The organism is Streptomyces sp. NPDC021562 (assembly GCF_040640875.1).
Classification (GTDB): Bacteria; Actinomycetota; Actinomycetes; order Streptomycetales; family Streptomycetaceae; genus Streptomyces.
The window spans coordinates 45428-70577 of the sequence record NZ_JBFACN010000026.1 but is presented as its reverse complement, the minus strand read 5'-3'; the positions used below and the strand labels follow the sequence as shown (position 1 = coordinate 70577).

At 73.5% G+C, this 25150-nt stretch carries 21 protein-coding genes and 1 riboswitch; of the genes, 13 read left to right on the top strand and 8 right to left on the bottom strand.

Annotated elements, in window-relative coordinates; translation table 11 throughout:
• Positions 1-41: 41 nt before the first annotated feature.
• From AB0G52_RS32290 to AB0G52_RS32280, 3 genes are all read left to right on the top strand, one after another.
• Entirely contained in the window at positions 42-839 is a 798-nt protein-coding gene (locus tag AB0G52_RS32290; protein ID WP_132886016.1) for an SURF1 family protein, read from the top strand.
• A gap of 77 nt (positions 840-916) precedes the next feature.
• Entirely contained in the window at positions 917-2701 is a 1785-nt protein-coding gene (locus AB0G52_RS32285) for a glycoside hydrolase family 15 protein (protein WP_361341224.1), read from the top strand.
• Positions 2702-2705: 4 nt separating this feature from the next.
• Positions 2706-3461, top strand: coding sequence for an SDR family oxidoreductase (locus tag AB0G52_RS32280; protein ID WP_132886018.1), 756 nt, complete (start codon positions 2706-2708; stop codon positions 3459-3461).
• On the opposite strand, the gene amaP is transcribed toward AB0G52_RS32280, so the two are convergent.
• The 5 genes from amaP to AB0G52_RS32255 all read right to left on the bottom strand — a co-directional run bounded on the left by amaP (position 3421) and on the right by AB0G52_RS32255 (position 7879).
• Positions 3421-4026 carry an alkaline shock response membrane anchor protein AmaP gene (amaP, locus tag AB0G52_RS32275; protein WP_132886019.1) on the bottom strand — a complete coding sequence of 202 codons (606 nt, stop codon included), beginning with the start codon at positions 4024-4026 and terminating at the stop codon, positions 3421-3423. The two genes, AB0G52_RS32280 and amaP, sit on opposite strands and share 41 nt — an antisense overlap.
• 4 nt (positions 4027-4030) lie before the next feature.
• The gene (locus tag AB0G52_RS32270) at positions 4031-4633 is read right to left on the bottom strand and encodes a DUF6286 domain-containing protein (protein WP_132886020.1); all 603 of its coding nucleotides are present in this window, start codon (positions 4631-4633) and stop codon (positions 4031-4033) included.
• Positions 4634-4794: 161 nt separating this feature from the next.
• Entirely contained in the window at positions 4795-5598 is an 804-nt protein-coding gene (locus tag AB0G52_RS32265) for an enoyl-CoA hydratase/isomerase family protein (protein ID WP_132886021.1), read from the bottom strand.
• Between the two features lie 128 nt (positions 5599-5726).
• The gene (locus tag AB0G52_RS32260) at positions 5727-5945 is read right to left on the bottom strand and encodes a helix-turn-helix domain-containing protein (RefSeq protein WP_046727957.1); all 219 of its coding nucleotides are present in this window, start codon (positions 5943-5945) and stop codon (positions 5727-5729) included.
• Between the two features lie 335 nt (positions 5946-6280).
• Positions 6281-7879 carry an ABC-F family ATP-binding cassette domain-containing protein gene (locus AB0G52_RS32255; RefSeq protein ID WP_132886022.1) on the bottom strand — a complete coding sequence of 533 codons (1599 nt, stop codon included), beginning with the start codon at positions 7877-7879 and terminating at the stop codon, positions 6281-6283.
• 234 nt (positions 7880-8113) lie between these two features.
• Between AB0G52_RS32255 and AB0G52_RS32250 the strand changes: the two genes are divergently transcribed.
• Entirely contained in the window at positions 8114-8527 is a 414-nt protein-coding gene (locus AB0G52_RS32250; RefSeq protein WP_165939218.1) for a VOC family protein, read from the top strand.
• Here the strand turns inward: AB0G52_RS32250 and AB0G52_RS32245 are convergent.
• From AB0G52_RS32245 to AB0G52_RS32235, 3 genes are all read right to left on the bottom strand, one after another.
• Entirely contained in the window at positions 8524-9912 is a 1389-nt protein-coding gene (locus AB0G52_RS32245; protein ID WP_132886024.1) for a hypothetical protein, read from the bottom strand. The two genes, AB0G52_RS32250 and AB0G52_RS32245, sit on opposite strands and share 4 nt — an antisense overlap.
• Before the next feature lie 275 nt (positions 9913-10187).
• A complete protein-coding gene (locus AB0G52_RS32240) occupies positions 10188-11315 on the bottom strand; it encodes an alpha/beta fold hydrolase (protein WP_132886025.1) in 1128 nt (375 codons plus the stop codon).
• 92 nt (positions 11316-11407) lie between these two features.
• Entirely contained in the window at positions 11408-12151 is a 744-nt protein-coding gene (locus AB0G52_RS32235) for a class II aldolase/adducin family protein (protein WP_132886026.1), read from the bottom strand.
• Positions 12152-12387: 236 nt separating this feature from the next.
• Between AB0G52_RS32235 and AB0G52_RS32230 the strand changes: the two genes are divergently transcribed.
• The 9 genes from AB0G52_RS32230 to cobI all read left to right on the top strand — a co-directional run bounded on the left by AB0G52_RS32230 (position 12388) and on the right by cobI (position 25149).
• Complete coding sequence (locus AB0G52_RS32230) at positions 12388-13620, top strand: inorganic phosphate transporter (RefSeq protein WP_361341216.1); 1233 nt, start codon at positions 12388-12390, stop codon at positions 13618-13620.
• 21 nt (positions 13621-13641) lie between these two features.
• The gene (locus AB0G52_RS32225; RefSeq protein WP_132886028.1) at positions 13642-13869 is read left to right on the top strand and encodes a hypothetical protein; all 228 of its coding nucleotides are present in this window, start codon (positions 13642-13644) and stop codon (positions 13867-13869) included.
• 220 nt (positions 13870-14089) lie between these two features.
• Positions 14090-14232, top strand: a riboswitch (cobalamin riboswitch).
• Between the two features lie 99 nt (positions 14233-14331).
• A complete protein-coding gene (locus tag AB0G52_RS32220) occupies positions 14332-15291 on the top strand; it encodes a cobalamin biosynthesis protein (RefSeq protein WP_132886029.1) in 960 nt (319 codons plus the stop codon).
• Positions 15288-16799, top strand: coding sequence for a cobyric acid synthase (locus tag AB0G52_RS32215; RefSeq protein WP_361341211.1), 1512 nt, complete (start codon positions 15288-15290; stop codon positions 16797-16799). Before AB0G52_RS32220 ends, AB0G52_RS32215 begins: the two co-directional genes overlap by 4 nt.
• Positions 16796-20458, top strand: a complete 3663-nt coding sequence (gene cobN / locus AB0G52_RS32210) for a cobaltochelatase subunit CobN (RefSeq protein ID WP_361341208.1) — start codon at positions 16796-16798, stop codon at positions 20456-20458. The genes AB0G52_RS32215 and cobN overlap by 4 nt, the downstream gene beginning before the upstream one ends.
• A complete protein-coding gene (locus tag AB0G52_RS32205; RefSeq protein ID WP_361341205.1) occupies positions 20455-22455 on the top strand; it encodes a putative cobaltochelatase in 2001 nt (666 codons plus the stop codon). Before cobN ends, AB0G52_RS32205 begins: the two co-directional genes overlap by 4 nt.
• Positions 22455-23054: a cob(I)yrinic acid a,c-diamide adenosyltransferase gene (gene cobO / locus AB0G52_RS32200; RefSeq protein WP_361341202.1), complete on the top strand. Its 600-nt coding sequence runs from the start codon at positions 22455-22457 to the stop codon at positions 23052-23054. Before AB0G52_RS32205 ends, cobO begins: the two co-directional genes overlap by 1 nt.
• On the top strand, positions 23054-24421 hold the full coding sequence (locus tag AB0G52_RS32195) for a cobyrinate a,c-diamide synthase (protein ID WP_361341199.1): 1368 nt from the start codon (positions 23054-23056) through the stop codon (positions 24419-24421). The genes cobO and AB0G52_RS32195 overlap by 1 nt, the downstream gene beginning before the upstream one ends.
• Positions 24418-25149, top strand: a complete 732-nt coding sequence (cobI, locus tag AB0G52_RS32190) for a precorrin-2 C(20)-methyltransferase (RefSeq protein ID WP_361341196.1) — start codon at positions 24418-24420, stop codon at positions 25147-25149. Before AB0G52_RS32195 ends, cobI begins: the two co-directional genes overlap by 4 nt.
• Position 25150 lies beyond the last annotated feature (1 nt).

The following is a 25150-nucleotide window of genomic DNA, read 5'->3' as shown; positions in this document are numbered from 1 at the left end:
CCGCGCACTCGCCCCCCACGACCGAGTTGTACGGTCGTGGGGTGTACCGCTTCCTTTGGACCCGGCAGTGGGTGATCCTCGCCCTCGTGTCGCTGCTCCTCATCCCCACGATGATCCGCCTCGGGATCTGGCAGAAGCACCGGTACGAGGAGCGCAGCGCCCGTAACCAGCTGGTGGCCGAGGCGCTGCACGCCAGACCGGTGCCGGTCGAGCAGGTGACCGGGCCCGGCCACGCGGTGACGCGCAAGGAGCGGTACCACACCGTCACCGCGACCGGCACCTTCGACACCGCCCACGAGGTCGTCGTCCGCCGCCGCACGAACGCGGACGACGAGGTGGGGTACCACGTCCTCACCCCGTTCGTGCTCGACGACGGCAAGGTGCTGCTGGTCAACCGGGGCTGGATCCCCGCGGACGGCCCGAGCCAGACCGCCTTCCCCAAGATCCCCGCGCCGCCCGCCGGCCAGGTCACCGTCCAGGGCCGGCTGATGCCCGACGAGACCACCGCGGCCAGCGGCATCAAGGACATCAAGGGTCTGCCCGACCGGCAGGTCATGCTGATCAACAGCGAGGAGGAGGCGCGCCGGCTCGGCAAGCAGGTCCTCGGCGGCTACATCGAGCAGACCGCGCCGCAGTCCAAGGGCGGCACCCCGGAGCAGATCTCCGATCCTGGCAAGGAGGACGCTCCGCTCAACTACGCGTACATGATCCAGTGGTGGCTGTTCGCCGCGGGCGTCCCCTACGGCTTCTTCGTGCTGGTGCGCCGCGAGGCACGCGCGCGTGCGGAGGCGGCGGCGGAGCAGGAGAAGGCCGAGGAAGCGGAGCCGGCCGCCGTGTGACCACCGCGGGACCCGCCGCGTCACTCCCCCGGCGCACCACCTGATTGGCCCCCCGGTCGGCCGGGAAACCGGGTCCCGTGGATCGACGCATCGAGGACTACGCCCTGATCGGCGACGAGCAGACCGCGGCCCTGGTCGGCCGGGACGGCTCCATCGACTGGCTGTGCCTGCCCAGATTCGACTCGGCCGCGTGCTTCGCCAGACTCCTGGGCGACGAGGACAACGGGCACTGGCGGATCGCGCCCCGGGGCGCCACGACCTGCACCCGGCGGGCCTACCGGCGCGACACGCTGGTCCTGGACACCGAGTGGGAGACGGAGCAGGGCACGGTCCGGGTCACCGATCTGATGCCCCAGCGGGAGCACGCTCCCGAGGTCGTACGCGTCATCGAAGGCGTCCGCGGCCGGGTCACCGTGCAGAGCACCCTGCGGCTGCGCTTCGACTACGGCTCGATCACCCCGTGGATGCGCCGCTCCGGCGGCCACCGGGTCGCCGTCGCCGGACCCGACTCGGTGTGGCTGCGCAGCGACCCGGCCGTACGGACCTGGGGCGAGGACTTCGGCACCCACTCGGAGTTCACCGTCGAGGAGGGCGACAAGGTCGCGTTCGTCCTCACCTGGCACCCTTCGCACGAGCCGCGTCCACCGCTCGGCGACCCCTACGCCGCCCTGCGCTCCAGCGTCGCCGACTGGCGGCGCTGGGCCGCCCGCTGCACCTACGAGGGCCCGCACCGGGACGCGGTGATGCGCTCCCTGATCACCCTCAAGGCGCTCACCTACGCGCCGACCGGCGGCATCGTCGCCGCCGCGACCAGCTCGCTGCCCGAGGAGCTGGGCGGGGTGCGCAACTGGGACTACCGCTTCTGCTGGCTGCGCGACTCCACCCTCACCCTCGGCGCCCTGCTCGCCGCCGGCTACCGCAAGGAGGCCGAGAGCTGGCGCAACTGGCTGGTGCGCGCGGTCGCCGGAGACCCGGCGGACCTGCAGATCATGTACGGCCTGTCGGGCGAGCGCAGGCTGCCCGAGTTCGAACTGGACTGGCTGTCCGGCTTCGGCGGCTCCCGCCCCGTACGCGTCGGCAACGGCGCCGTGGACCAGCTCCAGCTGGACGTGTACGGCGAGGTCATGGACTCGCTGTCGCTGGCCCGCAGCGCGGGCCTGCCCACCAAACCCCACATGTGGTCCATCCAGTGCACGCTGCTGAAGTTCCTGGAGAAGACCTGGCGGCAGCCCGACGAGGGGCTGTGGGAGGTGCGCGGCGGCCGACGGCACTTCGTGCACTCCAAGGTGCTGGTGTGGGTGGCCGCGGACCGCGCGGTGAAGACCCTGGAGGACTACCCGGAGCTGGAGGGCGACCTGGAGCGCTGGCGCGCGTTCCGCGACGAGGTGCACCAGGAGGTGTGCGAGAAGGGGTTCGACCCGAAGCGCAACACCTTCACGCAGTACTACGGCTCGCGCGAGCTGGACGCCGCGCTGCTGCTGATCCCGCGCGTCGGCTTCCTGCCGCCGGACGATCCCCGGGTGATCGGCACGGTGGACGCGATCCGGGACGACCTGGGCCACGGCGGGTTCCTGCGCCGCTACGACACCGACGCGATCGGGGTCGACGGCATGCCCGGCGGCGAGGGCGCCTTCCTGGCCTGCTCGTTCTGGCTGGCCGACGCCCTGCACATGACCGGCCGCACCGACGAGGCGAAGGAACTGTTCGAACGGCTGGTGGGGCTCGTCAACGACGTGGGGCTGCTGTCCGAGGAGTACGACCCGGAGTCCGGGCGCCAGCTGGGCAACTTCCCGCAGGCGTTCAGCCACATCGGGCTGGTGAACACCGCCCTCACGCTCTTCGCCGGCGACCAGGCAGGATAGGGCCATGGATCTTGGACTGAAGGACCGGGTGTACGTCGTCACCGGAGGCACCCGCGGGCTGGGCAACGCGGCGGCGCGCGAGCTGGTCGCCGACGGGGCGAAGGTCGTCGTGACCGGGCGGGACGAGAAGGGGGCCGCCGACGCGGCGGCCGCACTCGGGCCCGACGCGGCGGGAGTGGCCGTCGACAACGCGGACCCGGACGCGCCGGCACGGCTGATCGCGGCCGCACGGGAGCGCTTCGGGGGCTTCGACGGCATCCTGGTGAGCGTCGGCGGCCCGCCGGCCGGGTTCGTCGCCGACAACACGGACGAGCAGTGGCAGGCAGCGTTCGAGTCGGTGTTCCTGGGCGCCGTACGGCTCGCCCGGGCGGCGGCGACGGAGCTGCCGGAAGGGGGCGTCATCGGGTTCGTGCTGTCCGGGTCGGTGTACGAGCCGATCCCGGGGCTGACGATCTCCAACGGGCTGCGGCCCGGGCTCGCCGGGTTCGCCAAGTCGCTGGCGGACGAGCTGGGGCCGCGCGGGATCAGGGTCGTGGGCGTGCTGCCGTCGCGGATCGACACGGACCGGGTCCGGGAGCTGGACGCCATGTCCGCCGACCCGCAGGCCACCCGGACCGAGAACGAGTCCCGGATCCCGCTGCGGCGGTACGGCACTCCGGAGGAGTTCGGGCGGGTGGCCGCGTTCCTGATGTCCCCGGCGGCTTCTTATCTGACGGGCATCATGGTGCCTGTGGACGGGGGCATGCGGCACGGGTTCTGACGGCCGGTCGCCCGACCGGCGTCAGCCGGACCTCCGCGGGGAGTTTCTCCAGGGCCGCCGATTCCCGGGCATGCGCGAGCGCCCGGGACGTCAGCTCGTCCAGCGCCTGAGCCGGTGCCACGTCCGGCTCCAGGCGCAGCCGGATCCGGACCCGGGGTGCCGTGCGGGTGCCGTTCAGGACCGCCTGGGCGTGGGCCACGCCCTCCAGGTGGGCCGCGTCCGACGCCAGGACCGTCTCCAGGGCCCTGCCGCGCAGCAGCGCGCCCTCGCCGTCCCCCGTGTCCACCCGGACCGCGGTCAGGCGGCCTCGGCGCAGCTGGGCGGTCAGCCACCACAGGGCGAGCAGGACCGTGACCGCCAGGGCGGCCAGGACCGCCGGCCACCACCAGCCGGTGTCCCGCCACTGGGTGCGCCGGGCGGTGGACAGCAGGACGTCGTGGCGGCCGTGGTACAGCCACCAGGACGGGAGCGGCGCCCCCAGGCCGGCGGCGAGGACCGACCCGCCGAGAGCGAGGAGCAGCAGGCCCGCGAGGCCTGTCAGGACGCGGTTGACCGTGCCGAGCATGGCGTCACCCCTTCCGGCCGGGCCGGAGCACGTGCAGGGTCAGTTCGGGCTCACGGGCCAGGCCCAGGGCGTGGATCGCCCCGGTCAGCGTCGCCTCCAGGTCGGAGCGGACCTCGTCGAGGTCACGGGAGTGGGAGACGGCGAGGACGTCCGCGCGGGTGCGGTGCAGTCGTACGCGTACCCGGCGGACGCCCGGGATCTCCAGGGCCCGGTCGCGCAGCACGGTGGTCGCCGCGTCCCGGCGCAGCCCGGCGCGGACGTCCGGGTGGGTGCGGCGCATCGGCAGGACGTCCCGCAGGCCCGGCGTGACGGCCAGGGTCAGCAGCCACAGGCCGAGGGCGGCGGCCGCACCCGCGCCCATCAGGACCCAGATGCCGTCGAGCGGCTGCTCGGCCAGCCGGTGCGCCAGTTCACGGCGCCAGCGCATCGCCGGGCGGTGGGCGCGCACGGCCGCGACGTCGTACAGGAAGGCACCCGCGACGACGAGGGTGAGCAGGGCGACCAGGGTCGCCGGGGCGCGGCGCGGGGACCAGAAGCGGGCCTCGCGGCCGGCCGGGGGTGCGGTCGCCGGTGGCTTCTCGATGACCTGTGTCTGCTCGACGCTCATCACGCCCTCCCCTGGGTCTGGGCCGGGTGCGGCCGTTCGCCGGACGCGGCGGCCTCCTGGACCGCCATGTCCACCAACGCGCCTACCCGCTCGACCACATGCCGACGCACGGCCGCGCGGCAGGGGACGGCGCCGGCTGTGCCCGACGCCGTCGGCGTGCGTTACTCGCCCACTCCCGCGAGGTCCCGCAGTCGCCGGGCCTGGGCCTGGCGTTCGGCGGCCCGCTGTTCGTCGTACGTGCGACCGCTCGCGCCGCGCAGCAACGCCTTGGTCTCCACCACGGCGTCCCGGGGCGCGGCCAGCAGCGCGCCTGCCAGGTCCCGTACCGCCGCGTCGAGTTCGGCGGCCGGCACCGCCACGCTCGCCAGCCCGCAGGCCACCGCCTCCTCGGCCAGCACGTAACGGCCGGTCGCGCAGATCTCCAGCGCGCGGGCGTAGCCGACCAGGGAGACCAGCGGATGGGTGCCGGTCAGGTCGGGCACCAGCCCCAGGCTGGTCTCGCGCATGGCGAACTGCACGTCGTCCGCGACGACGCGCAGGTCACAGGCGAGGGCCAGCTGGAAGCCGGCCCCGATGGCGTGCCCCTGCACGGCGGCGATCGACACGATGTCGCTCTGCCGCCACCAGGTGAACGCCTCCTGGTATTCGGCGATGGCCGCGTCGAGTTCGGCGTCGTCACGGCGCGCGAGCTCGATGAAGGTCGGCTCGCCCGGGATCCCTTCCGGCGTGAACATCTGCCGGTCGAGGCCCGCGGAGAAGGACTGGCCCTCACCGCGCAGCACGACGATCCGCACCGACCCCGGCAGTGACCGCCCGGCTTCGGCCAACGCCCGCCACAGTGCGGGGCTCTGGGCGTTGCGCTTGGCAGGGTTGGTCAGCGTCACCGTGGCGAGCGCGTCGTCGACGGTGAGCCGTACGCCGTCCTTGTCGAGAACAGGAGCGAGGTCCTGGTCGGGCGAAGCCATGGGGCGCCTCCGATGTGTGCGGTCATCACGCAGTGCCGAACGGCATGCTAAGTGACTGCACAGTAACCACCCGGTCGCTCAGGCGACCGACCGGGTGGCCACCATCGAAGCCGATGGGCCGCCCGGGGTCAGGACGCGGCTTTCTTGCCCCGCGTCGCCCCGCCACGCCCACGCAGCGTGACACCCGACTCGCTGAGCATCCGGTGGACGAAGCCATACGAGCGGCCGGTTTCCTCGGCCAGTGCCCGAATGCTCGCACCGGAGTCGTACTTCTTCTTCAGGTCTGCCGCGAGCTTGTCGCGCGCGGCGCCGGTCACCCGGCTGCCCTTCTTCAGAGTCTCGGCCACCCGTGCCTCCTCATGGGAAGTGCGCTCTGGTCCCCTCATGATCACCCCTCCGGCGCGCGATGGCCACCCATTCGGCAAGGTCCGTGAGACATCGTTGTGACGACAGGAGTGCATCCCCACATGCGGAGTCGACCATTCCGGTGAGGGCCGTCCGTGGAGTCGAACGGGTTCTTCCGCGAAGTGCCAGGTCAGGAACGGAAAGCGGCCGTTCCCTCGTCGACAGGGGGAACGGCCGCGACATCCGTGTAGGACACACCTCGATACGAGGAGATCTCACACAGATGATGGATCACCGATAGGCCGAATGATCCATAGCCGGTGGATCAGGCATTCGATCAGGCGAGGGCGACGAGATCCGCGTAGTCGGCGCCCCACAGGTCCTCGACACCGTCGGGCAGCAGGATGATCCGCTCGGGCTGCAGCGCCTCCACGGCGCCCTCGTCGTGGGTGACGAGCACGACCGCGCCCTTGTAGGTGCGCAGGGCGCCGAGGATCTCCTCGCGGCTCGCGGGGTCGAGGTTGTTCGTCGGCTCGTCCAGGAGCAGGACGTTCGCGGAGGAGACCACCAGCGTGGCGAGGGCGAGGCGGGTCTTCTCCCCGCCGGAGAGGACCCCGGCCGGCTTGTCCACGTCGTCCCCGGAGAACAGGAACGAACCCAGCACCTTGCGGACCTCCACGAGGTCCATGTCGGGGGCCGCCGAGCGCATGTTCTCCAGGACCGTGCGGGACGGGTCCAGGGTCTCGTGCTCCTGGGCGTAGTAGCCGAGCTTGAGCCCGTGGCCCTCGATCACCTCGCCGGTGTCGGGCTGCTCGACGCCGCCGAGCAGCCTCAGCAGGGTGGTCTTGCCGGCGCCGTTGAGCCCGAGGATGACCACCCTCGACCCCTTGTCGATGGCCAGGTCGACGTCGGTGAAGATCTCCAGCGAGCCGTACGACTTCGACAGGCCCTCGGCGGTCAGCGGGGTCTTGCCGCAGGGCGCGGGCTCCGGGAAGCGGAGCTTGGCGACCTTGTCGGAGACGCGGACGGCGTCCAGGCCGGCCAGCAGCTTGTCGGCGCGGCGGGCCATGTTCTGCGCGGCGACCGTCTTGGTGGCCTTGGCACGCATCTTGTCGGCCTGCGAGTGCAGCGCCGCGGCCTTCTTCTCGGCGTTGGCGCGCTCGCGCTTGCGGCGCTTCTCGTCGGCCTCGCGCTGCTGCTGGTAGAGCTTCCAGCCCATGTTGTAGACGTCGATCTGGGCGCGGTTGGCGTCCAGGTAGAAGACCTTGTTGACGACCGTCTCGACCAGGTCGACGTCGTGGGAGATCACGATGAAGCCGCCGCGGTAGGTCTTCAGGTAGTCGCGCAGCCAGACGATCGAGTCCGCGTCGAGGTGGTTCGTGGGCTCGTCGAGCAGCAGGGTGTCGGCGTCCGAGAACAGGATCCGGGCCAGCTCGATACGGCGGCGCTGGCCGCCGGAGAGGGTGTGCAGGGGCTGGCCGAGCACCCGGTCGGGCAGGTTGAGCGCGGCGGCGATGGTGGCGGCCTCGGCCTCGGCGGCGTACCCGCCCTTGGTGAGGAACTCCGTCTCCTGGCGCTCGTACTGCTTGAGCGCCTTCTCGCGGGTGGCGCCCTGGCCGTTGGCGATGCGCTGCTCGTTCTCGCGCATCTTGCGGATCAGCACGTCGAGGCCGCGCGCGGACAGGACACGGTCGCGGGCCAGGACGTCGAGGTCGCCGGTGCGGGGGTCCTGCGGGAGGTAGCCGACCTCGCCGGAGCGGGTGACGGTGCCCGCGGCGGGGATGCCCTCCCCGGCCAGGACCTTGGTGAGGGTGGTCTTGCCTGCGCCGTTGCGGCCGACCAGGCCGATGCGGTCGCCCTTGGCGACCCGGAAGGTGGCGTTCTCGATGAGGATGCGGGCACCGGCGCGCAGCTCGATACCGGAGGCGGAGATCACGGACAGACTCCAGGGCGTACGGATACTGACGGGTGGGCGGCTGAGGACGTTCCCGCCGTCTAATGCGCGAGGAGAATGGCCATGAGGCCAAGTCTAACGGGGCCGCGCAAGCGCTTTTTCTGTGCAGCGCGCGGCCGGGGCGTTGTCAGTGGCGGGTGCCACACTGTGGAGCAGGCCGGGACGACGGCTCGACGACGGCTCTTCGGGGGACCGGCACACGAGGGAGTGATCGGGATGGCGGGCACCACGGGCGGACGGCCGAGCATCTATCCGTCGCTGCTGTACACGGACGCGAAGGCGGCGATCAGGCAGCTGACGGAGGCCCTCGGGTTCACCGAGCTGTCGGTGTACGAGGGCGAGGACGGCATGGTGCTGCACGCCGAGCTGGTGCAGGGCAACGGCGCGGTCATGCTGGGCTCCAAGGGCCGCGGCGGCCGTTTCGACGCGGCGCTGGAGGGCGCGGGCCCGACCGGCGTGTACATCGTCGTGGACGACGTCGACGCACACCACCAGCGGGCCGTGGACCACGGCGCCGAGATCCTGATGCCCCCGACGGACCAGGACTACGGCTCGCGGGACTACATGGCCCGGGACATCGAGGGCAACGTCTGGAGCTTCGGCACGTACGCCCCGGAGACAGCGCCCTAGCCGCCGGTGTGCACCTGGAAGGCGGCTCGGCGGACGGCCTTGGCCAGCGCCGGATCCGGGTGCGCCGCGGCCAGGGCGACCAGCACCTGCACGGTGCGCGGGTGGCCGACGGCACGGACCTCGTCGAGCAGCGCGGGCACGGTGGGCTGCAGCGCCGACTCCAGGTGGCGGACGAGCAGCGGCGCCTCACCGTGGTCGGCGACCGCGGCGGCCGTGTCGACCCAGAGCCAGGTCGCCTCTTCACGGGTGAGCACCTCGTGGGCGTCCTCCGGGTCGATCCCGTCGTGCTCGGCCAGCCACAGCAGGGCGTACGGCCTGAGGGTCGGCTCGTCGACGACCGCGCGGACGTCCGGTTCGGCGGGGGCTCCGACGACCCGCAGCGCCTCGAAGGCGAGGCCGCGCAGCAGGGCGTCCTCGCCGCGGGCGGCGTCGATCAGCTCGGTGACGGCGGCGCCGACGGGGCGGGCGGCGAGCCAGGCGCGGTACTCGGCGCGGGCCGCGTTGGGGCGGAGCTGGGCGCAGCCGCGCAGCATCTCCTCGGCGGCGACCTCGATGTTCCCGGCGGGGCTCTGCGCGGCGACGCAGATCTGCTCCAGCTTGACCCAGACCGCCCAGCTGCCCAGCGGGGTGAGGGTGGCCTGGCCGTCGCCGTAGGTGAGGGCGCCCACGGAACCGAGGGCGGACAGGGACCAGTCGAGAAGGGGGGCGAGCTCGGCCTCCTCGGCGGGGGCGGGGTCCTCGGCCGGCGCGCGGTCCGCCGGTCCCGCGTCGACGGCGGGCACGGCGGCGACCGGACCGGCGGCCCCGGCGCCGGTCTCGGTGTCGTAGGTCACCTCGCAGCGCTCGGTGCGCAGTTCGGTGACCCGCTGCCGCAGCAGGTCGAGGAGCTGCTCGACCGGGACGGGCCCGGCGGACAGCTGGAGGAAGGAGAGCACCTGGGGCATGGCCGAGACGACCTCGGCGACGGCGGCCGGCTCGACGTCCGTGGGTTCGGGGTGGGCGAGCGACCAGGCGTCGAACAGAGCGACCCAGCCGCGCAGGACGGCGCTGTCGTCGCGGTCCCAGGCGCGCAGTCGCCAGCCGGGGCGCGCGCTGTCGCCGTGCACCTCGACCAGGCCGGCGAGCCGGGCGGTGTCCCAGTCGGCGCGGACCTGGGCGACGGTCAGGCCGAGGTCCTCGGCCGCGCGTTCGGCGGACGCGTCGGAGAGGGTGGCCTTGCCGTCGCCGGTCGCGCCGTCGCTCCCGGGTCCGAGGGCCGCGTCGGCCCAGTGGGCGACCCGGGCCGCTCCCGCCAGGCCCGAGCGCGCCATTCTGGCCAGCTCGGCGGGGGCCGGGGTGCCCTCGGGCGGGCGGGGTGCGGGGCGGCGCGCGGGCCGCTGGTTCATCGCTCGGGGGGCGGCGGCCAGGGGTCGCGTTCGGACGAGTCGAAGCCTTGAGTCGCGCGGGATACGGGACGTCACGGGTGCAGTCTTCCGGTTGACGGTCCGAAAACCCAAACGGAATGTCACGGCGGGCGACGGGGGTGGCCAACGCACGGGCCCCGAGGGGAGGCGAGGAGACATGTTCAGGCCAGTGGTACGGCCTTAAACGGAACCTCCGGCACCGACTGGAATCAGGGCCTCCGGCTCGGGGCGGGACGAGCAGGTGAAGGGGGGTGCCCTCACATCAGCGGGGTGAGGAAGCGGCGCAGCCGTTCCTCGTACTGCTTCGGGTCGGGGTTCCACATCGCGCCGTGCGGGGCGCCCGGGACGGTGTGCAGGGCGACCCGGTCGGGACGCCGCTCGGCGAGCCGCCGGGAGTACGTCCAGGGGGCGACGGTGTCGTCCGGTCCGTGCATGATCAGGGTGGGCACAGTGAGGTGTTCCGGGTCGAGGGGGTCCGCGATCCGGTCGGCGTGCAGGTTGGCGCGGCCCTGGGCGGCACGCACCGCGAGCGGCAGCAGGGGTTCGGGGGTGTGCCGGGCCTGGGCGAGGGCGCGCAGGGTGGCCTCCCAGCTGAGCACCGGGGAGTCGAGGACCAGACCGCAGACGCGCTCGCGCAGGGCGGAGTGGGCGGCGGCGCGCAGCGCCATGGCGGCGCCGGTGGACCAGCCGTACAGGACGACGCGGCCGGCGCCGTAGCGGACGGCGTAGCGGATCGCCGCGTCCAGGTCCCGCCACTCGCTCTCGCCGAGGTGGTTCAGGCCGTCCGGCGGGCGGGGGGCGCCGAGGTCGCCGCGGTAGGCGAGGGCGAGGACCGGCAGCCGGCGGCTGTTCAGGAACCGCATGACGTTCATGGGGTGTTCGCGGGTGGTGCCGAGGCCGTGCACCGCGATCACCCAGGTGTCCCGGTCGCCGGGTACGAACCAGGCGGGCAGCGGACCGAGTTCGCCGGGGATGTCGACGTCGGCGTGGTCCAGGCCGAGGGCGGTCTGCGGGTTGCCGACGTGGACGTTGGCGGTGAGCCAGACCTTGTCGCCGGTCTCCAGGGTGCCGTGGGTCACCCGTTCCAGCCGTCGTACGACCGTGTCGGCGGTGTTCGCGGCGGACTCCATGACGGCGCCGACGACCGCGTGCGAGCCGTCGCCGGCCAGGCCGTAGGTGCCGGGGCGCAGGGAGGCGAGGTCGCGGGTGAGGGTGATGCGGCCGGCCGCGGTGCCGTGCACGGTGAGCCGGGGTTCGGTGGGCAGGGGCCGGCCGGGCGGTGCCTTCAGCGCGGCGTCACTGGCGAGCCGCCCCGCGGCCACACCGGCCGCGCCGGCGGCGAGTACGGCACCGACGGCCGCGGCCGTGACTTTGACTGGGCGCACCTGTCCAGTGTCGGGGCGGACCGCGGTGTCGGCCAGCGGAGGACGGAGGAATCGACGAAGCCACTGCACCCGGATTCCCCCCAGGCCGGGGTTCACCCCTCCCGGCGGCCGTACCGTTTCAGTTTCTCCGCCGCCGAGGCCATCTGGTCCGGGGAGAGCAGGGTCGGGGTCAGGCCCGGGACCGCGGACGCCGTCAGCCAGAGGCGGCAGAGCCATTCGAGCTGGGCGGTGCGGTCGTAGGCCTGGGTGAGGGTGGTGCCGTAGGTGACCGTGCCGTGGTTCTGCAGGAGGCAGCCGGAGCGGCCGGCCAGGGCGCGGAGCATGTTCTCGGCCAGTTCGCCGGTGCCGTACGTCGCGTAGGGGGCGACCCGGACGGGGCCGCCGAGGGCCGCGGACATGTAGTGGATCGCCGGGAGTTCCGGGACGAGGGTCGAGACGGCCGTCGCGTGCACGGCGTGGGTGTGGACGACGGCGCCCGCGTCGGTGGTGCGGTAGACGGCGAGGTGCATCGGCAGTTCGCTGGTCGGCGGGAGGGTGCCGAGGACCTGCCGGCCGTCGAGGTCGACGCCGGTCACGTCGCCCGGGGTGAGCCGGTCGTACGGCACGCCCGACGGCGTGACCAGCACGGTGTCGCCGACGCGGACCGAGACGTTGCCGGAGGTGCCGACGACCAGTCCGTCGGTCACCGTGCGGCGGGCGGTGGCGACGAGGTCCCGCCAGGCGTCGGCCTCCGTCGCGAGCGCCTCGCGTCCCGAGGGCTCCGGGACACCGTGTGCGCCGTCGCGCTCGTCGCGCCCGTCCCGTTCGTCGCACTCGTCGCGCCGCTGCTCAGCCATGGCCCGATCCTGCCACCGGGCGGCCCGCCGGGTGACCAGAATCTCTTCGGCGGCCCGACAGGGCGGCCGCGGCCGGCCGACGGGGGCCGCCGGCCAAGCGGCGACTGGGCTCCGGGCCGTAAGCGGAATGCCGACCCCCCGTCATTGACACCCTCAAGCCCCTCTCAGTTCATCTGCCGTTCACCCAGGTTGCCTACGGTCCAACAGCCAACGACTTCGAAAGATTGCCTGGGTAAATGGAAAGCTTCTCGCTGATCCTCGCGATTGTGGTGGTAACCGCACTCGCGTTTGATTTCACGAACGGTTTCCACGACACCGCCAACGCGATGGCCACCACCATCTCGACCGGTGCGCTCAAGCCCAAGATCGCGGTGACCATGTCCGCCGCGCTCAACCTGGTGGGCGCCTTCCTCTCCGTGGAGGTCGCCAACACGATCTCCAAGGGGCTCGTCGACGAGAACGGCATCCGTCCCGAGGTCATCTTCGCCGCCCTGGTCGGCGCGATCCTCTGGAACCTGGTGACCTGGCTGGTGGGCCTGCCCTCCAGTTCCTCGCACGCCCTCATGGGCGGTCTGATCGGCGCCACCGTCGCCTCGGCCGGCTTCGGCGCGGTCCACGGCGACGTCCTCGTCACCAAGGTCCTGCTCCCGGCGGTCGCGGCCCCGGTGGTCGCGGGCCTCGCGGCACTGCTCTCCACCCGGCTGTCCTACACGCTCTCGAAGAACGCCGAGGACGAGGCCACCCGCAAGGGCTACCGCGCCGGCCAGATCGCCTCCGCCGGCCTGGTCTCGCTCGCCCACGGCACCAACGACGCCCAGAAGACGATGGGCATCATCACCCTCGCGCTCGTCGCGGGCGGTTCCATCGCCCCCGGCTCCAACCCTCCCACCTGGGTCATCCTCTCCGCCGGCCTCGCCATCGCGCTGGGCACCTACATCGGCGGCTGGCGGATCATCCGCACCATGGGCACGGGCCTGACGGACCTCCAGCCGCAGCAGGGCTTCGCCGCCCAGACCAGCGCGGCCACCGCCATCCTGGCCTCCTCCCACCTCGGCTTCTCCCTCTCCACCACGCACGTCGTCTCCGGTTCCGTGATGGGCGCGGGCCTGGGCCGCAAGGGCGGCACGGTCCGCTGGTCCACCGCGACCCGCATGGTCGTCGCCTGGGTGCTCACCCTCCCGGCCGCCGCGCTGGTCGGCGCGCTCGCCGAGTCCGTGACGGACCTCGGTGACGGGGGCACGGCCGCGGTCGCCGTCTTCCTGGTGGCCGCGAGCGCCGCGATCTGGAAGCTCTCCCGCCGCGAGGTCGTGGACAGCAGCAACGTCGTCGGCACCGAGGAGCCGGCCGGTGTGGTGACGGCGGCGATCGCCGCCGTCACCCCGCCGCCCGCGGGCACGGTGACCGAGGGCCTCACGGCCACCATCCCCTCCCCCGCCGCTCCCGCGACCGACCCGGCCGCCACCGTCTGACCCCGAGGAACACAACCCGACATGAACATCGACTGGGCAGCCATCGGCTCCGTCTTCGGCGTCAGCCTCGTGGCCACCGTGGGTCTGGTGACCCTCTTCACGCTCGGCATCAAGGGCCTCTCCGCCCGCGAACGGGCCACCGCGCAGGGCAACTCGGCGGCCCTGGCCGCGACCGCCGCCTGCCTCTGCTTCGCGGCCTGCACCGCGGCCGTGGCGTACGGCATCCACCTGATCGTGGCGAAGGCCTGAGCCGCGACCGCACCGATCCACACCGATCCACACCGATCCACACCGATCCACACCGATCCACACCGATCCACACCGATCACGACAGCGGCCCGACCCGGGGCCGCCAGGCTCCGCCCCGATCCGTTCGCGGCGGAGCCTTCGGCATGTCCCAGGAGTCCCGCCGGACCACCGGTGTGGGCCTTCCCACACACTCCCCTCGCAGGTCAACGGCAAGTTGACGGGTCTTCCGGGGGCGTGGTGGACTGCCGGAGCCATGTACGGCGGCAAGAGAGGAAGCCGGTGTGAGTCCGGCGCGGTCCCGCCACTGTCACCGGGGTAGCCATCCCCGGGAGCCAGGAACTCTCACCGCCGGTCTCGTCGAACCAGGGCGTGGACACCCTGAGTGAGGACATATCGCCATGCGCGGCTGCCGACCGAGGTGCAGTAACCGGCCCGTCCCCGACCCCGCGGCGGGCTGAGCCGATGGGTGCCGATCGCGTCTTCGCGTACGGCGCCGCCGCCGGCCTTCTCGGTGATCTGCTGCTCGGCGATCCGCGCCGGGGGCATCCGGTCGCCGCGTTCGGGCGGGCGGCCGGGGCCGTGGAGCGGGTGCTGTGGCGGGACCACCGCGGCTGGGGCGCGCTGCACACCGCCGTGTGCGCGGGCGGCGCCGTGACGCTGGGTGCCGTGGCCCAGCGGGTGGCACGGCCGTCCACCGCCGCGTCCGTCGCGCTCACCGCCGCCGCCACCTGGGCCGTCGTCGGCGGCACTTCCCTCTCCCGTGAGGCACGGGAGATCGGACGGGCCCTCGCGGCCGGGGACGTCGAGGCCGCCCGGGCCCGGCTGCCACATCTGTGCGGCCGGGATCCGCAGGCCCTGGACGCCGACGGGATCGCGCGGGCGGTCGTGGAGTCCGTCGCCGAGAACACCAGCGACGCGGTGGTCGGCGCGCTGGTGTGGGGGGCGTTGGGCGGAGTGCCGGGGCTGCTCGGGTTCCGGGCCGTCAACACCCTGGACGCGATGGTCGGTCACAAGTCGGCCCGCCACCTGCGCTACGGGTGGGCCTCGGCACGCCTGGACGACGTGGCCGGATGGCCGGGGGCGCGGCTCACCGCCGCACTCGCCGCCGTGGCCGGGAGTGACCCCAGAGGCGCGCTGCGGGCCTGGCGGGCCGACGCGGCGAAGCACCCCAGTCCCAACGCGGGGCCCGTGGAGGCGTCGTTCGCGGGGGCGTTGGGGCTGCGGCTCGGGGGGACGTTGTCGTACGGGGGGCGCATCGAGCACCGGCCGGTGCTGAACGGGGAGGGGCGGAGCGTGGAGACCGGGGACATCGAGCGGGCCGTGCGGCTGTCACGGCGCGTGGGGTGGCTGGCGCTGGGGGCGAGCGCGGCTGCGGCCCTGCTGCGGGGACGGGTCGCGCGGCGCGCGGGGGGTTCCTCGTGAACGGCGGCGGGCTGCTGGTGGCCGGAACCACCTCCGACGCCGGCAAGAGTGTCGTGACCGCCGGTGTCTGCCGGTGGCTCGTACGACAGGGCGTCAAGGTCGCGCCGTTCAAGGCGCAGAACATGTCCCTGAACTCCTTCGTCACCCGCGAGGGCGCCGAGATCGGGCGGGCGCAGGCCATGCAGGCGCAGGCCTGCCGGATCGAGCCGACCGCGCTGATGAACCCCGTGCTGCTCAAGCCCGGCGGTGAGCGGAGCAGTCAGGTGGTGCTGCTCGGGAAGCCGGTCGGTGAGCTGAGCGCGCGGGGGTATCACGGCGGGCGGCAGCAGAAGCTGCTCGGGACCGTGCTCGACTGTCTTGCCGAGTTGCGGGGCACGTATGACGCGGTGATCTGTGAGGGGGCGGGCAGTCCGGCGGAGATCAACCTGCGCCGGACCGACATCGTGAACATGGGGATCGCGCGCAACGCGCGGCTGCCCGTGCTGGTGGTCGGCGACATCGACCGCGGGGGTGTCTTCGCCTCCTTCTTCGGGACCGTCGCGCTGCTCTCGCCCGAGGACCAGGAACTCGTCGCGGGCTTCCTCGTCAACAAGTTCCGGGGCGACGTCTCCCTGCTGGAGCCCGGCCTCGACATGCTGCACGGGCTGACCGGGCGGCGGACGTACGGCGTCCTGCCGTTCCGGCACGGCCTCGGCATCGACGAGGAGGACGGGCTCCGGGTCTCCCTGCGGGGGACCGTCCGCGAGTCGAACACCGCCCCGCCCGTCGGCGAGGACGTGCTCCGGGTCGCCGTCTGCGCGATCCCCCTCATGTCCAACTTCACGGACGTGGACGCGCTGGCCGCCGAACCGGGCGTCCTGGTGCGGTTCGTGGACCGGCCCGAGGAACTGGCCGACGCCGATCTCGTCGTGATCCCGGGGACGCGGGGGACGGTCCGGGCCCTGGAGTGGCTGCGGGAGCGGGGCCTCGCGGACGCGCTGCTGCGCCGGGCCGCCGAGCAACGGCCGGTCCTCGGCATCTGCGGCGGTTTCCAGGTCCTCGGTGAGCACATCGAGGACGAGGTCGAGAGCCGGCGGGGGCACGTGGACGGCCTGGGGATTTTGCCCGTCCGGGTGCGGTTCGCCCGGGAGAAGACCCTGACCCGGCCCGTCGGCGAGGCCCTCGGCGAACCCGTCGAGGGGTACGAGATCCATCACGGCGTCGCCGAAGTGACCGGGGGAACCCCCTTCCTGGACGGCTGCCGGGTCGGGCAGACCTGGGGCACCCACTGGCACGGCTCCCTGGAGTCGGACGGCTTCCGGCGGGCCTTCCTGCGCGAGGTGGCCGCCGCCGCGGGCCGCCGGTTCGTGCCGGCCCCCGACACCTCGTTCGCCGGGCTGCGCGAGGAGCAGCTCGACCGGCTCGGCGACCTGATCGAACAGCACGCGGACACGGACGCGCTCTGGCGGCTCATCGAGTCGGGCGCGCCGCAAGGACTGCCTTTCATCCCACCGGGAGCGCCCGCATGAGCACAGTGTTGTTGTTGTCGACCGCCGACACCGATCTGCTGGCGGCCCGGGCCGCCACCGGTGCGGACTACCGGATCGGCAATCCGACGCGCCTCGACGTCGCGGAGGAGCTGCCCGCGCTGGTCGAGGGCGCGGACATCGCCGTCGTACGGCTGCTCGGCGGGAAGCGGGCCTGGGAGGACGGGCTGGCCGCGCTCAGGGCCGCCGGGATCCCGACCGTGCTGCTGGGCGGCGAGGCGGTGCCGGACGCCGAGCTGATGGCCGAGTCGTCGGTGCCGGCCGGGGTGGTGGCCGAGGCCCTCAGGTACCTGGTCGAGGGCGGCCCCGCCAACCTCACCGAGCTGGCCCGGTTCCTGTCCGACACCGTGCTGCTGACCGGCGAGGGGTTCGTCGAGCCGCAGCGGATGCCCGCGTTCGGCGTGCACGGCGAACGTCCCTTCACCGAGGGCCGGCCGACCGTCGGCGTGCTCTTCTACCGGGCCCATGAACTGAGCGGCAACACCGCCTTCGTGGACACCCTGTGCGACGCGATCGAGGCGCACGGCGCCAACGCCCTCCCGGTGTACTGCGGTTCGCTGCGCGGGGCGGACGCCGGACTGTACGAGCTGCTGGGCCGGGCCGACGCGCTGGTGGCCACCGTCCTCGCCGCGGGCGGCACGCACGCCTCGCAGGCCTCGGCCGGCGGTGACGAGGAGGCCTGGGACGTCGGCGCGCTCGCCGAGCTGGACGTGCCGGTGCTGCAGGGCCTGTGCCTCACCTCCTCGCGCGCCGCCTGGGACGAGTCGGACGCCGCGCTCTCCCCGATGGACGCGGCGATGCAGGTCGCCATCCCGGAGTTCGACGGCCGTCTGATCACCGTGCCGTTCTCCTTCAAGGAGCGGGTCGACGACGGAGCCGACGTCCCGGTCTACGTCGCCGACCCGGAGCGGGCCGGGCGCGTCGCCGGGATCGCCGTCCGGCACGCACGCCTGCGGCACAAGCCGAACGCCGAGAAGAAGGTGGCGCTGGTCTTCACCGCGTACCCGACCAAGCACTCGCGGGTCGGCAACGCGGTCGGCCTGGACACGCCCGCGTCGGCGGTGCGGGTGCTGGACGCGCTCCGGGACGCCGGGTACGGGGTCGACGAACACCCCTCCGAGGGCGACGAGCTGATCCACCGGCTGATCGCGGCCGGCGGCCACGACGTGGAGTGGCTGACCGAGGAGCAGCTGGCCGCCGCGCCCGCACGGGTGCCGCTGGCGGACTACCGGGCGTGGTTCGAGAAGCTCGACCCGCGGCTGCGGGACGCGATGACCGAGGCGTGGGGCGAGCCGCCGGGCAGCCTGTACGTCGACGGCGACGACATCGTGCTCGCGTCCCTGCGGTTCGGGAACGTGGTCGTGATGATCCAGCCGCCGCGCGGCTTCGGGGAGAACCCGATCGCGATCTACCACGACCCGGACATGCCGCCGTCGCACCACTACATGGCGGCCTACCGGTGGCTGGAGAACAGTTTCGGCGCCGACGCGATCGTGCACATGGGCAAGCACGGCACGATGGAGTGGCTGCCCGGCAAGGGCCTCGGGCTGAGCGCCGGCTGCGCGCCGGACGCGGTCCTCGGCGACCTGCCGCTGATCTACCCCTTCATCGTCAACGACCCCGGCGAGGGCACCCAGGCCAAGCGGCGCGGGCACGCCACCGTCGTCGACCACCTGGTGCCGCCGATGGCCCGCGCCGACACCTACGGCGACCTGGCCAAGCTGGAGCAGCTGCTCGACGAGTACGCGCTGGTCAGCGACCTGGACCCGGCCAAGGCACCGGCCGTGCGGGCGCAGATCTGGACGCTGGTGAAGGCGGCCGAGCTCCACCACGACCTGCACGTGGACGAGCAGCCGGACGACGGCGACTTCGACGAGTTCGTCATGCACATCGACGGCTACCTCTGCGAGATCAAGGACGTGCAGATCAGGGACGGTCTGCACATCCTCGGCGGCGGTCCGGTCGGCGAGCCGCGGGTGAACCTGGTGCTGGCCGTGCTGCGGGCCTCGCAGGTGTGGGGCGGTCAGGCCAACGCGCTGCCGGGGCTCAGGGCCTCGTTCGCGGCCCACTTCGGGCTCGTCGAGAAGGAGTTGCTGGCCGAGCCGGGGGCGCCGGTGAAGGTGCCGGTGGAGCTGACGGACCTGGTCGAGGGTCCCTCGCGCACCGCGGCCGACGCGATCGACCTGCTGGAGCAGCTGTGCCGCCGGGTCGCGGAGGGCATGGAGCAGCGGGACTGGGCCCTCGACCGGTGCCGTCCGCTGGTACGGGAGGTGCTGGGCACCGAACTGCCCGACGCGGTCGCGGTGCTGGAGTTCGCGTGCACCGAGGTCGTGCCGAGGCTGGCGCGGACGACGGACGAGATCGGGCACATCCTGCGCGCCCTGGACGGCGGTTACGTCCCGGCGGGCCCGTCCGGCTCCCCCACCCGGGGCCTGGTCAACGTGCTGCCCACCGGCCGGAACTTCTACTCGGTCGACCCCAAGGCCATTCCGTCCCGGCTGAGCTGGGAGGTCGGCCAGTCGCTGGCGGACTCGCTCGTGCAGCGGTACCTGAGCGACACCGGTGCGTACCCGAAGTCGGTCGGCCTGACGGTGTGGGGCACCTCCGCGATGCGCACCCAGGGCGACGACATCGCGGAGATCCTGGCGCTGCTCGGCTGCCGTCCGGTGTGGGACGAGGCGTCGCGGCGGGTGACCGGCTTCGAGGTGATCCCGCTCGGCGAGCTGGGCCGGCCGCGCATCGACGTCACGGTCCGCATCTCGGGCTTCTTCCGGGACGCGTTCCCGCACGTGGTCGGGCTGATCGACGACGCGGTGCGGGCGGTGGCCGAGCTGGACGAGCCCGCCGGGTCCAACTACGTGAAGGCGCACGCCGACGAGGACACCGCCGGGCACGGGGACCGGCGGCGCGCGACCGCCCGGGTCTTCGGCTCCAAGCCGGGCGCGTACGGCGCCGGGCTGCTGCCGCTGATCGACGCCCGCAACTGGCGCTCCGACGCGGACCTCGCCGAGGTCTACGCGGTCTGGGGCGGCTACGCGTACGGGCGCGGGCTCGACGGGCGGGCGGCGCGCGGGGACATGGAGACCGCGTTCCGGCGGATCGCGGTCGCCGCGAAGAACGTCGACACCCGCGAGCACGACCTCGTGGACGCCGACGACTACTTCCAGTACCACGGCGGCATGGTCGCGATGGTCCGCCACCTGACCGGCGCCAGCCCCGAGGCGTACGTCGGTGATTCGGCCACACCGGACCAGGTGCGGACCCGCACGCTGGGCGAGGAGACGCACCGCGTGTTCCGGGCCCGGGTGGTCAACCCCCGCTGGATGGCGGCCATGCGCCGGCACGGTTACAAGGGCGCCTTCGAGATGGCGGCGACCGTCGACTACCTGTTCGGCTACGACGCCACGGCGGGCGTGGTCGACGACTGGATGTACGAGAAGCTCAGCGCGGAGTACGTCTTCGACGCGGAGAACCGGGACTTCATGAAGAAGTCCAACCCGTGGGCGCTGCGCGGGATCACCGAACGGCTCCTGGAGGCCGCCGACCGAGGCCTGTGGGCCGAGCCGGACGCGGACACCCTGGAGCGGCTGCGCGCCACCTATCTGGAGCTGGAAGGCGACTTGGAGGGCGACGAGAAGTGAGTACCCCGTTCCCGTTCACGGCCGTCGTCGGCCAGGACGACCTGCGGCTCGCGCTGCTGCTGAACGCCGTGTCCCCGGCGGTCGGCGGGGTGCTGGTGCGCGGCGAGAAGGGCACCGCCAAGTCGACGGCGGTCCGCGCCCTGTCGGCGCTGCTGCCGCCCGTGGACGTCGTCGCCGGCTGCCGGTTCTCCTGCGACCCGGCCGCGCCCGACCCGTCCTGCCCGGACGGCCCGCACCACCCGCCCGGTGCCTTCGAGTCCCGCCCGGCGCGCATGGTCGAGCTGCCGGTGGGCGCCTCCGAGGACCGGCTGGTGGGCGCACTGGACATCGAGCGGGCGCTGGCCGAGGGCGTGAAGGCCTTCGAGCCGGGCCTGCTGGCCGACGCGCACCGCGGGATCCTCTACGTCGACGAGGTGAACCTCCTCCACGACCACCTGGTCGACCTGCTGCTGGACGCGGCGGCGATGGGGGCGTCGTACGTGGAGCGCGAAGGTGTCTCGGTGCGGCACGCGGCCAGGTTCCTGCTGGTCGGCACCATGAACCCCGAAGAGGGCGAGCTGCGTCCGCAGTTGCTCGACCGGTTCGGGCTCACGGTGGAGGTGGCCGCCTCCCGCGAGCCCGACCTGCGGGTGGAGGTGGTCCGGCGGCGGCTCGCCTACGACGACGACCCGGCCGGTTTCGCGGCGCGCTGGGCCGACGAGGAGGCGGCCGTCAGGCACCGGATCGTGGCGGCACGTGAGTTGCTGCCGTCGGTGCGGCTCGGCGACGGTGCGCTCCGGCAGATCGCGGCGACCTGTGCGGCCTTCGAGGTGGACGGGATGCGCGCCGACATCGTGATGGCGCGGACCGCCACCGCGCTCGCCGCGTGGGCCGGCCGGACCGTGGTGCTGGCCGAGGACGTACGGCAGGCCGCGCTGCTGGCACTGCCGCACCGCAGGCGGCGCAACCCCTTCGACGCGCCGGGCCTCGACGAGGACAGGCTGGACGAGACGCTGGCGGAGTTCTCCGGGCAGGACGAGGACGAGCGCGACGACGACCCGGATCCGGACGGCCCCGGCGGCGGTGGCGGCCGGCCGGCCCCCGAGGACGGCGGCCCGCGGGGCGGCGACACCGGGGCCCGGCCCGAGGCGGGCGAGGACGGCGAGCCGCAGGCCGCGGGGGCGGGTGAGCAGTCCCCCGTCCGGGCCGCCGAGCCCTTTCGCACCAAGGTGCTGAGCGTGCCGGGGATCGGCGAGGGGGCCGCCGGGCGGCGGTCCCGGGCCCGGACCGAGCACGGGCGGACCACGGGTGCCCGCCGGCCGCGGGGCGCCCTGACCAAGCTGCACCTGACGGCGACCGTGCGGGCCGCCGCCCCGCACCAGCGGGCCCGCGGCCGCTCGGGGCCCGGGCTCGTGGTGCGGCGGGACGATCTGCGGCAGGCGGCCAGGGAGGGCCGTGAGGGCAACCTCGTGCTCTTCGTGGTCGACGCGTCCGGGTCGATGGCGGCCCGGCAGCGGATGAGCGCGGTCAAGGGTGCCGTGCTCTCGCTGCTCCTCGACGCCTACCAGCGCCGGGACAAGGTGGGGCTGGTGACCTTCCGGGGCTCGGCGGCCGATGTCGCGCTGCCGCCCACCTCGTCCGTGGACGCGGCGGCGGCCCGGCTGGAGTCGCTGCCCACGGGGGGCCGTACGCCGCTCGCTGCCGGGCTGCTCAAGGCGCACGACGTGCTGCGGGTGGAGCGGTTGCGGGATCCGGCGCGGCGGGCGCTGGTGGTCGTGGTGACCGACGGACGCGCCACCGGCGGGCCCGAGCCGGTCGCGCTCGCGGGGCGGGCGGCCCGGCTGTTCGCGGCCGACGGGATCGCCTCGGTGGTCGTGGACTGCGAGTCGGGGCCGGTGCGGCTGGGGCTCGCCGGGCAGCTCGCCGGTGAACTGGGCGGCACGGCCGTGACGCTCGACGAGTTGCGGGCGGACTCGATCGCCGGACTGGTGAAGGACGTGCAGAGGAGGGCCGCGTAATGCCGCAGGGACAGCCGAGTGTCGTACCGGACGACGGACTGACGACCCGTCAGCGCCGGAACCGGCCGCTGGTGCTCGTGCACACGGGCGTCGGGAAGGGCAAGTCCACCGCCGCCTTCGGGCTCGCGCTGCGGGCCTGGAACCAGGGGTGGCCGATCGGGGTGTTCCAGTTCGTCAAGTCGGCGAAGTGGAAGGTCGGCGAGGAGCGGGCGCTGCGGGTCCTCGGGGACTCCGGGGAGGGCGGGACCGTCGCCTGGCACAAGATGGGCGAGGGCTGGTCCTGGGTCCAGCGCGACGCGCAGATGGACAACGAGGAGAAGGCCCGGGAGGGCTGGGAGCAGGTCAAGCGGGACCTCGCCGCCGAGACGTACCAGCTGTACGTGCTGGACGAGTTCGCGTACCCGATGCACTGGGGGTGGGTGGACACCGACGAGGTGGTCGAGGTGCTGCGGAACCGGCCGGGGACCCAGCATGTCGTGATCACCGGGCGCAACGCCCCGGAGAAGCTGGTCGCCGTCGCCGACCTCGTCACGGACATGTCCAAGGTCAAGCACCCGATGGACGTGGGGCAGAAGGGGCAGAGGGGCATCGAGTGGTGATGTCTTCCGTCCCTCGGCTGGTCGTCGCCGCGCCGTCGTCCGGCAGCGGCAAGACCACCGTCGCCACGGGGCTGATGGCCGCGTTCGCCGCGCGGGGGCTCGCCGTGTCCCCGCACAAGGTCGGGCCGGACTACATCGACCCCGGGTACCACGCGCTCGCGACCGGGCGGGTGGGGCGGAACCTCGACGCGTACCTGTGCGGGCCGGAGCTGGTCGGTCCGCTGTTCGCGCACGGTGCGCGCGGCTGTGATCTGGCCGTCGTCGAGGGCGTGATGGGGCTGTACGACGGGGCGGCGGGGGAAGGGGAGCTGGCGTCCACCGCCCAGGTGGCGAAGCTGCTGCGGGCGCCGGTGGTGCTGGTCGTGGACGCGTCCTCGCAGTCCCGGTCCGTGGCGGCGCTGGTGCACGGGTTCGCGTCGTGGGATCCGCAGGTGCGGGTCGGGGGCGTGATCCTGAACAAGGTGGCGTCGGACCGGCACGAGGAGTTGCTGCGGGAGGCGCTGGAGGCTTCCGGGGTGCCGGTGTTCGGGGCGCTGCGGCGGGTGGCCCAGGTGGAGACGCCGTCGCGGCACCTGGGGCTGGTGCCGGTGGCGGAGCGCCGGGGGGACGCCGTCGCGGCGGTGGCGGCGATGGCCGCGCAGGTCGCCGACGGATGCGACCTGGAGGCGCTGCTGGAGCTGGCGAGGAGTGCGGGAGCGTTGCCGGGTGCGGCCTGGGACGCGGCCGAGGCGCTGGCTTCCTCGCAGCCGGACACCGTGCGCTCGAAGGTGCGCGTCGCCGTCGCCGGCGGGGCCGCGTTCACCTTCTCCTACGCCGAGCACACCGAACTGCTCGCCGCCGCCGGTGCCGACGTCGTGCCGTTCGACCCGCTGCGCGACGAGCGACTCCCCGACGGGACGCGCGGGCTGGTCGTCGGAGGCGGGTTTCCCGAGGTGTACGGAGGTGAGCTGTCCGCCAACGAGCCGCTCAGGAAGGACATCGCCGCCCTCGCCGAGCGCGGCGCTCCGGTCGCCGCCGAGTGCGCCGGGCTGCTCTACCTGTGCCGGGAGCTCGACGGACTGCCGATGTGCGGCGTGCTGGACGCGCGTGCGCGGATGTCGGAGCGGCTCACGCTCGGGTACCGGGACGCCGTCGCCGTGGGCGACAGCGCCCTGGCCGTGGCCGGGACGCGGATGCGGGGTCACGAGTTCCACCGGACCGTGGTCGAGCCGGGGGCCGGTGCGGCGCCCGCGTGGGGGGTGCGCACCCCGCGGCCGCGGGTCGAGGGTTTCGTACAGCAGGGTGTGCACGCGAGTTATCTGCACACGCACTGGGCGTCCACGCCCGGTGTGGCCCGTAGGTTCGTGGAGAGGTGCCGGACGTCATGAGCAGCAGGTTGGTCGGAGTCGGGGTGGGTCCCGGTGATCCCGAACTGGTGACCGTCAAGGGGGTCAACGCCCTGCGTGCGGCCGAGGTCGTCGTCGTACCCGTGATGGACAGCGGGGAGCGGGGGCGCGCCGAGGCGACCGTGCTGCACTACGTCGGCGCGGCGAAGGTCGTCCGGGTCGTCTTCGCGCTGAACGAGCGCAGCGACCGGGGGCGGCGGGAGGCCGCCTGGGACGCGGCCGGCGCGAAGGTCGCCGAGCTGCTGCGCGCGCACGGCTCCGTCGCGTTCGCCACCATCGGGGACCCGAACGTCTATTCGACGTTCACGTATCTCGGGCAGACCGTCGCCGCCCTGGTGCCGGGCGTGGTCGTGGAGACCGTGCCCGGGATCACCGCCATGCAGGATCTCGCCGCGCGGTCCGGCGCCGTTCTCACCGAGGGGACCGAGCCGCTGACGCTCGTCCCGGTGACGGCGGGCGCCGAGGTGCTGAAGGACGCGCTGGGCGGGCCGGGGACGGTCGTGGCGTACAAGTTCGGGCGGCAGGCCGGTGCGGTCCTGGCGGCGCTGCGGGAGACCGGGCGGGTCGACGACGCCGTGTGGGGGTCGGCGCTGGGCCTGGACGAGGAGTCCATCCGGCCGGCCGCCGAGCTCGACGGTGCCCCGCTGCCGTACCTCTCCACGCTGATCGCCCCGCCGCGCCGGGACACCGGGAGAGGCGGGAAGCTGTGAG

Coding starts and splice junctions, on each gene's coding strand:
- AB0G52_RS32245 (WP_132886024.1), bottom strand. CDS start 9,912: ATGAACCAGCGGCCCGCGCGCCGCCCCGCACCCCGCCCGCCCGAGGGC.
- AB0G52_RS32265 (WP_132886021.1), bottom strand. CDS start 5,598: ATGGCTTCGCCCGACCAGGACCTCGCTCCTGTTCTCGACAAGGACGGC.
- AB0G52_RS32280 (WP_132886018.1), top strand. CDS start 2,706: ATGGATCTTGGACTGAAGGACCGGGTGTACGTCGTCACCGGAGGCACC.
- AB0G52_RS32235 (WP_132886026.1), bottom strand. CDS start 12,151: ATGGCTGAGCAGCGGCGCGACGAGTGCGACGAACGGGACGGGCGCGAC.
- AB0G52_RS32230 (WP_361341216.1), top strand. CDS start 12,388: ATGGAAAGCTTCTCGCTGATCCTCGCGATTGTGGTGGTAACCGCACTC.
- cobO (WP_361341202.1), top strand. CDS start 22,455: ATGCCGCAGGGACAGCCGAGTGTCGTACCGGACGACGGACTGACGACC.
- AB0G52_RS32270 (WP_132886020.1), bottom strand. CDS start 4,633: ATGAGCGTCGAGCAGACACAGGTCATCGAGAAGCCACCGGCGACCGCA.
- cobI (WP_361341196.1), top strand. CDS start 24,418: ATGAGCAGCAGGTTGGTCGGAGTCGGGGTGGGTCCCGGTGATCCCGAA.
- AB0G52_RS32220 (WP_132886029.1), top strand. CDS start 14,332: ATGGGTGCCGATCGCGTCTTCGCGTACGGCGCCGCCGCCGGCCTTCTC.
- AB0G52_RS32225 (WP_132886028.1), top strand. CDS start 13,642: ATGAACATCGACTGGGCAGCCATCGGCTCCGTCTTCGGCGTCAGCCTC.
- AB0G52_RS32195 (WP_361341199.1), top strand. CDS start 23,054: ATGTCTTCCGTCCCTCGGCTGGTCGTCGCCGCGCCGTCGTCCGGCAGC.
- AB0G52_RS32250 (WP_165939218.1), top strand. CDS start 8,114: ATGGCGGGCACCACGGGCGGACGGCCGAGCATCTATCCGTCGCTGCTG.
- amaP (WP_132886019.1), bottom strand. CDS start 4,026: ATGCTCGGCACGGTCAACCGCGTCCTGACAGGCCTCGCGGGCCTGCTG.
- cobN (WP_361341208.1), top strand. CDS start 16,796: ATGAGCACAGTGTTGTTGTTGTCGACCGCCGACACCGATCTGCTGGCG.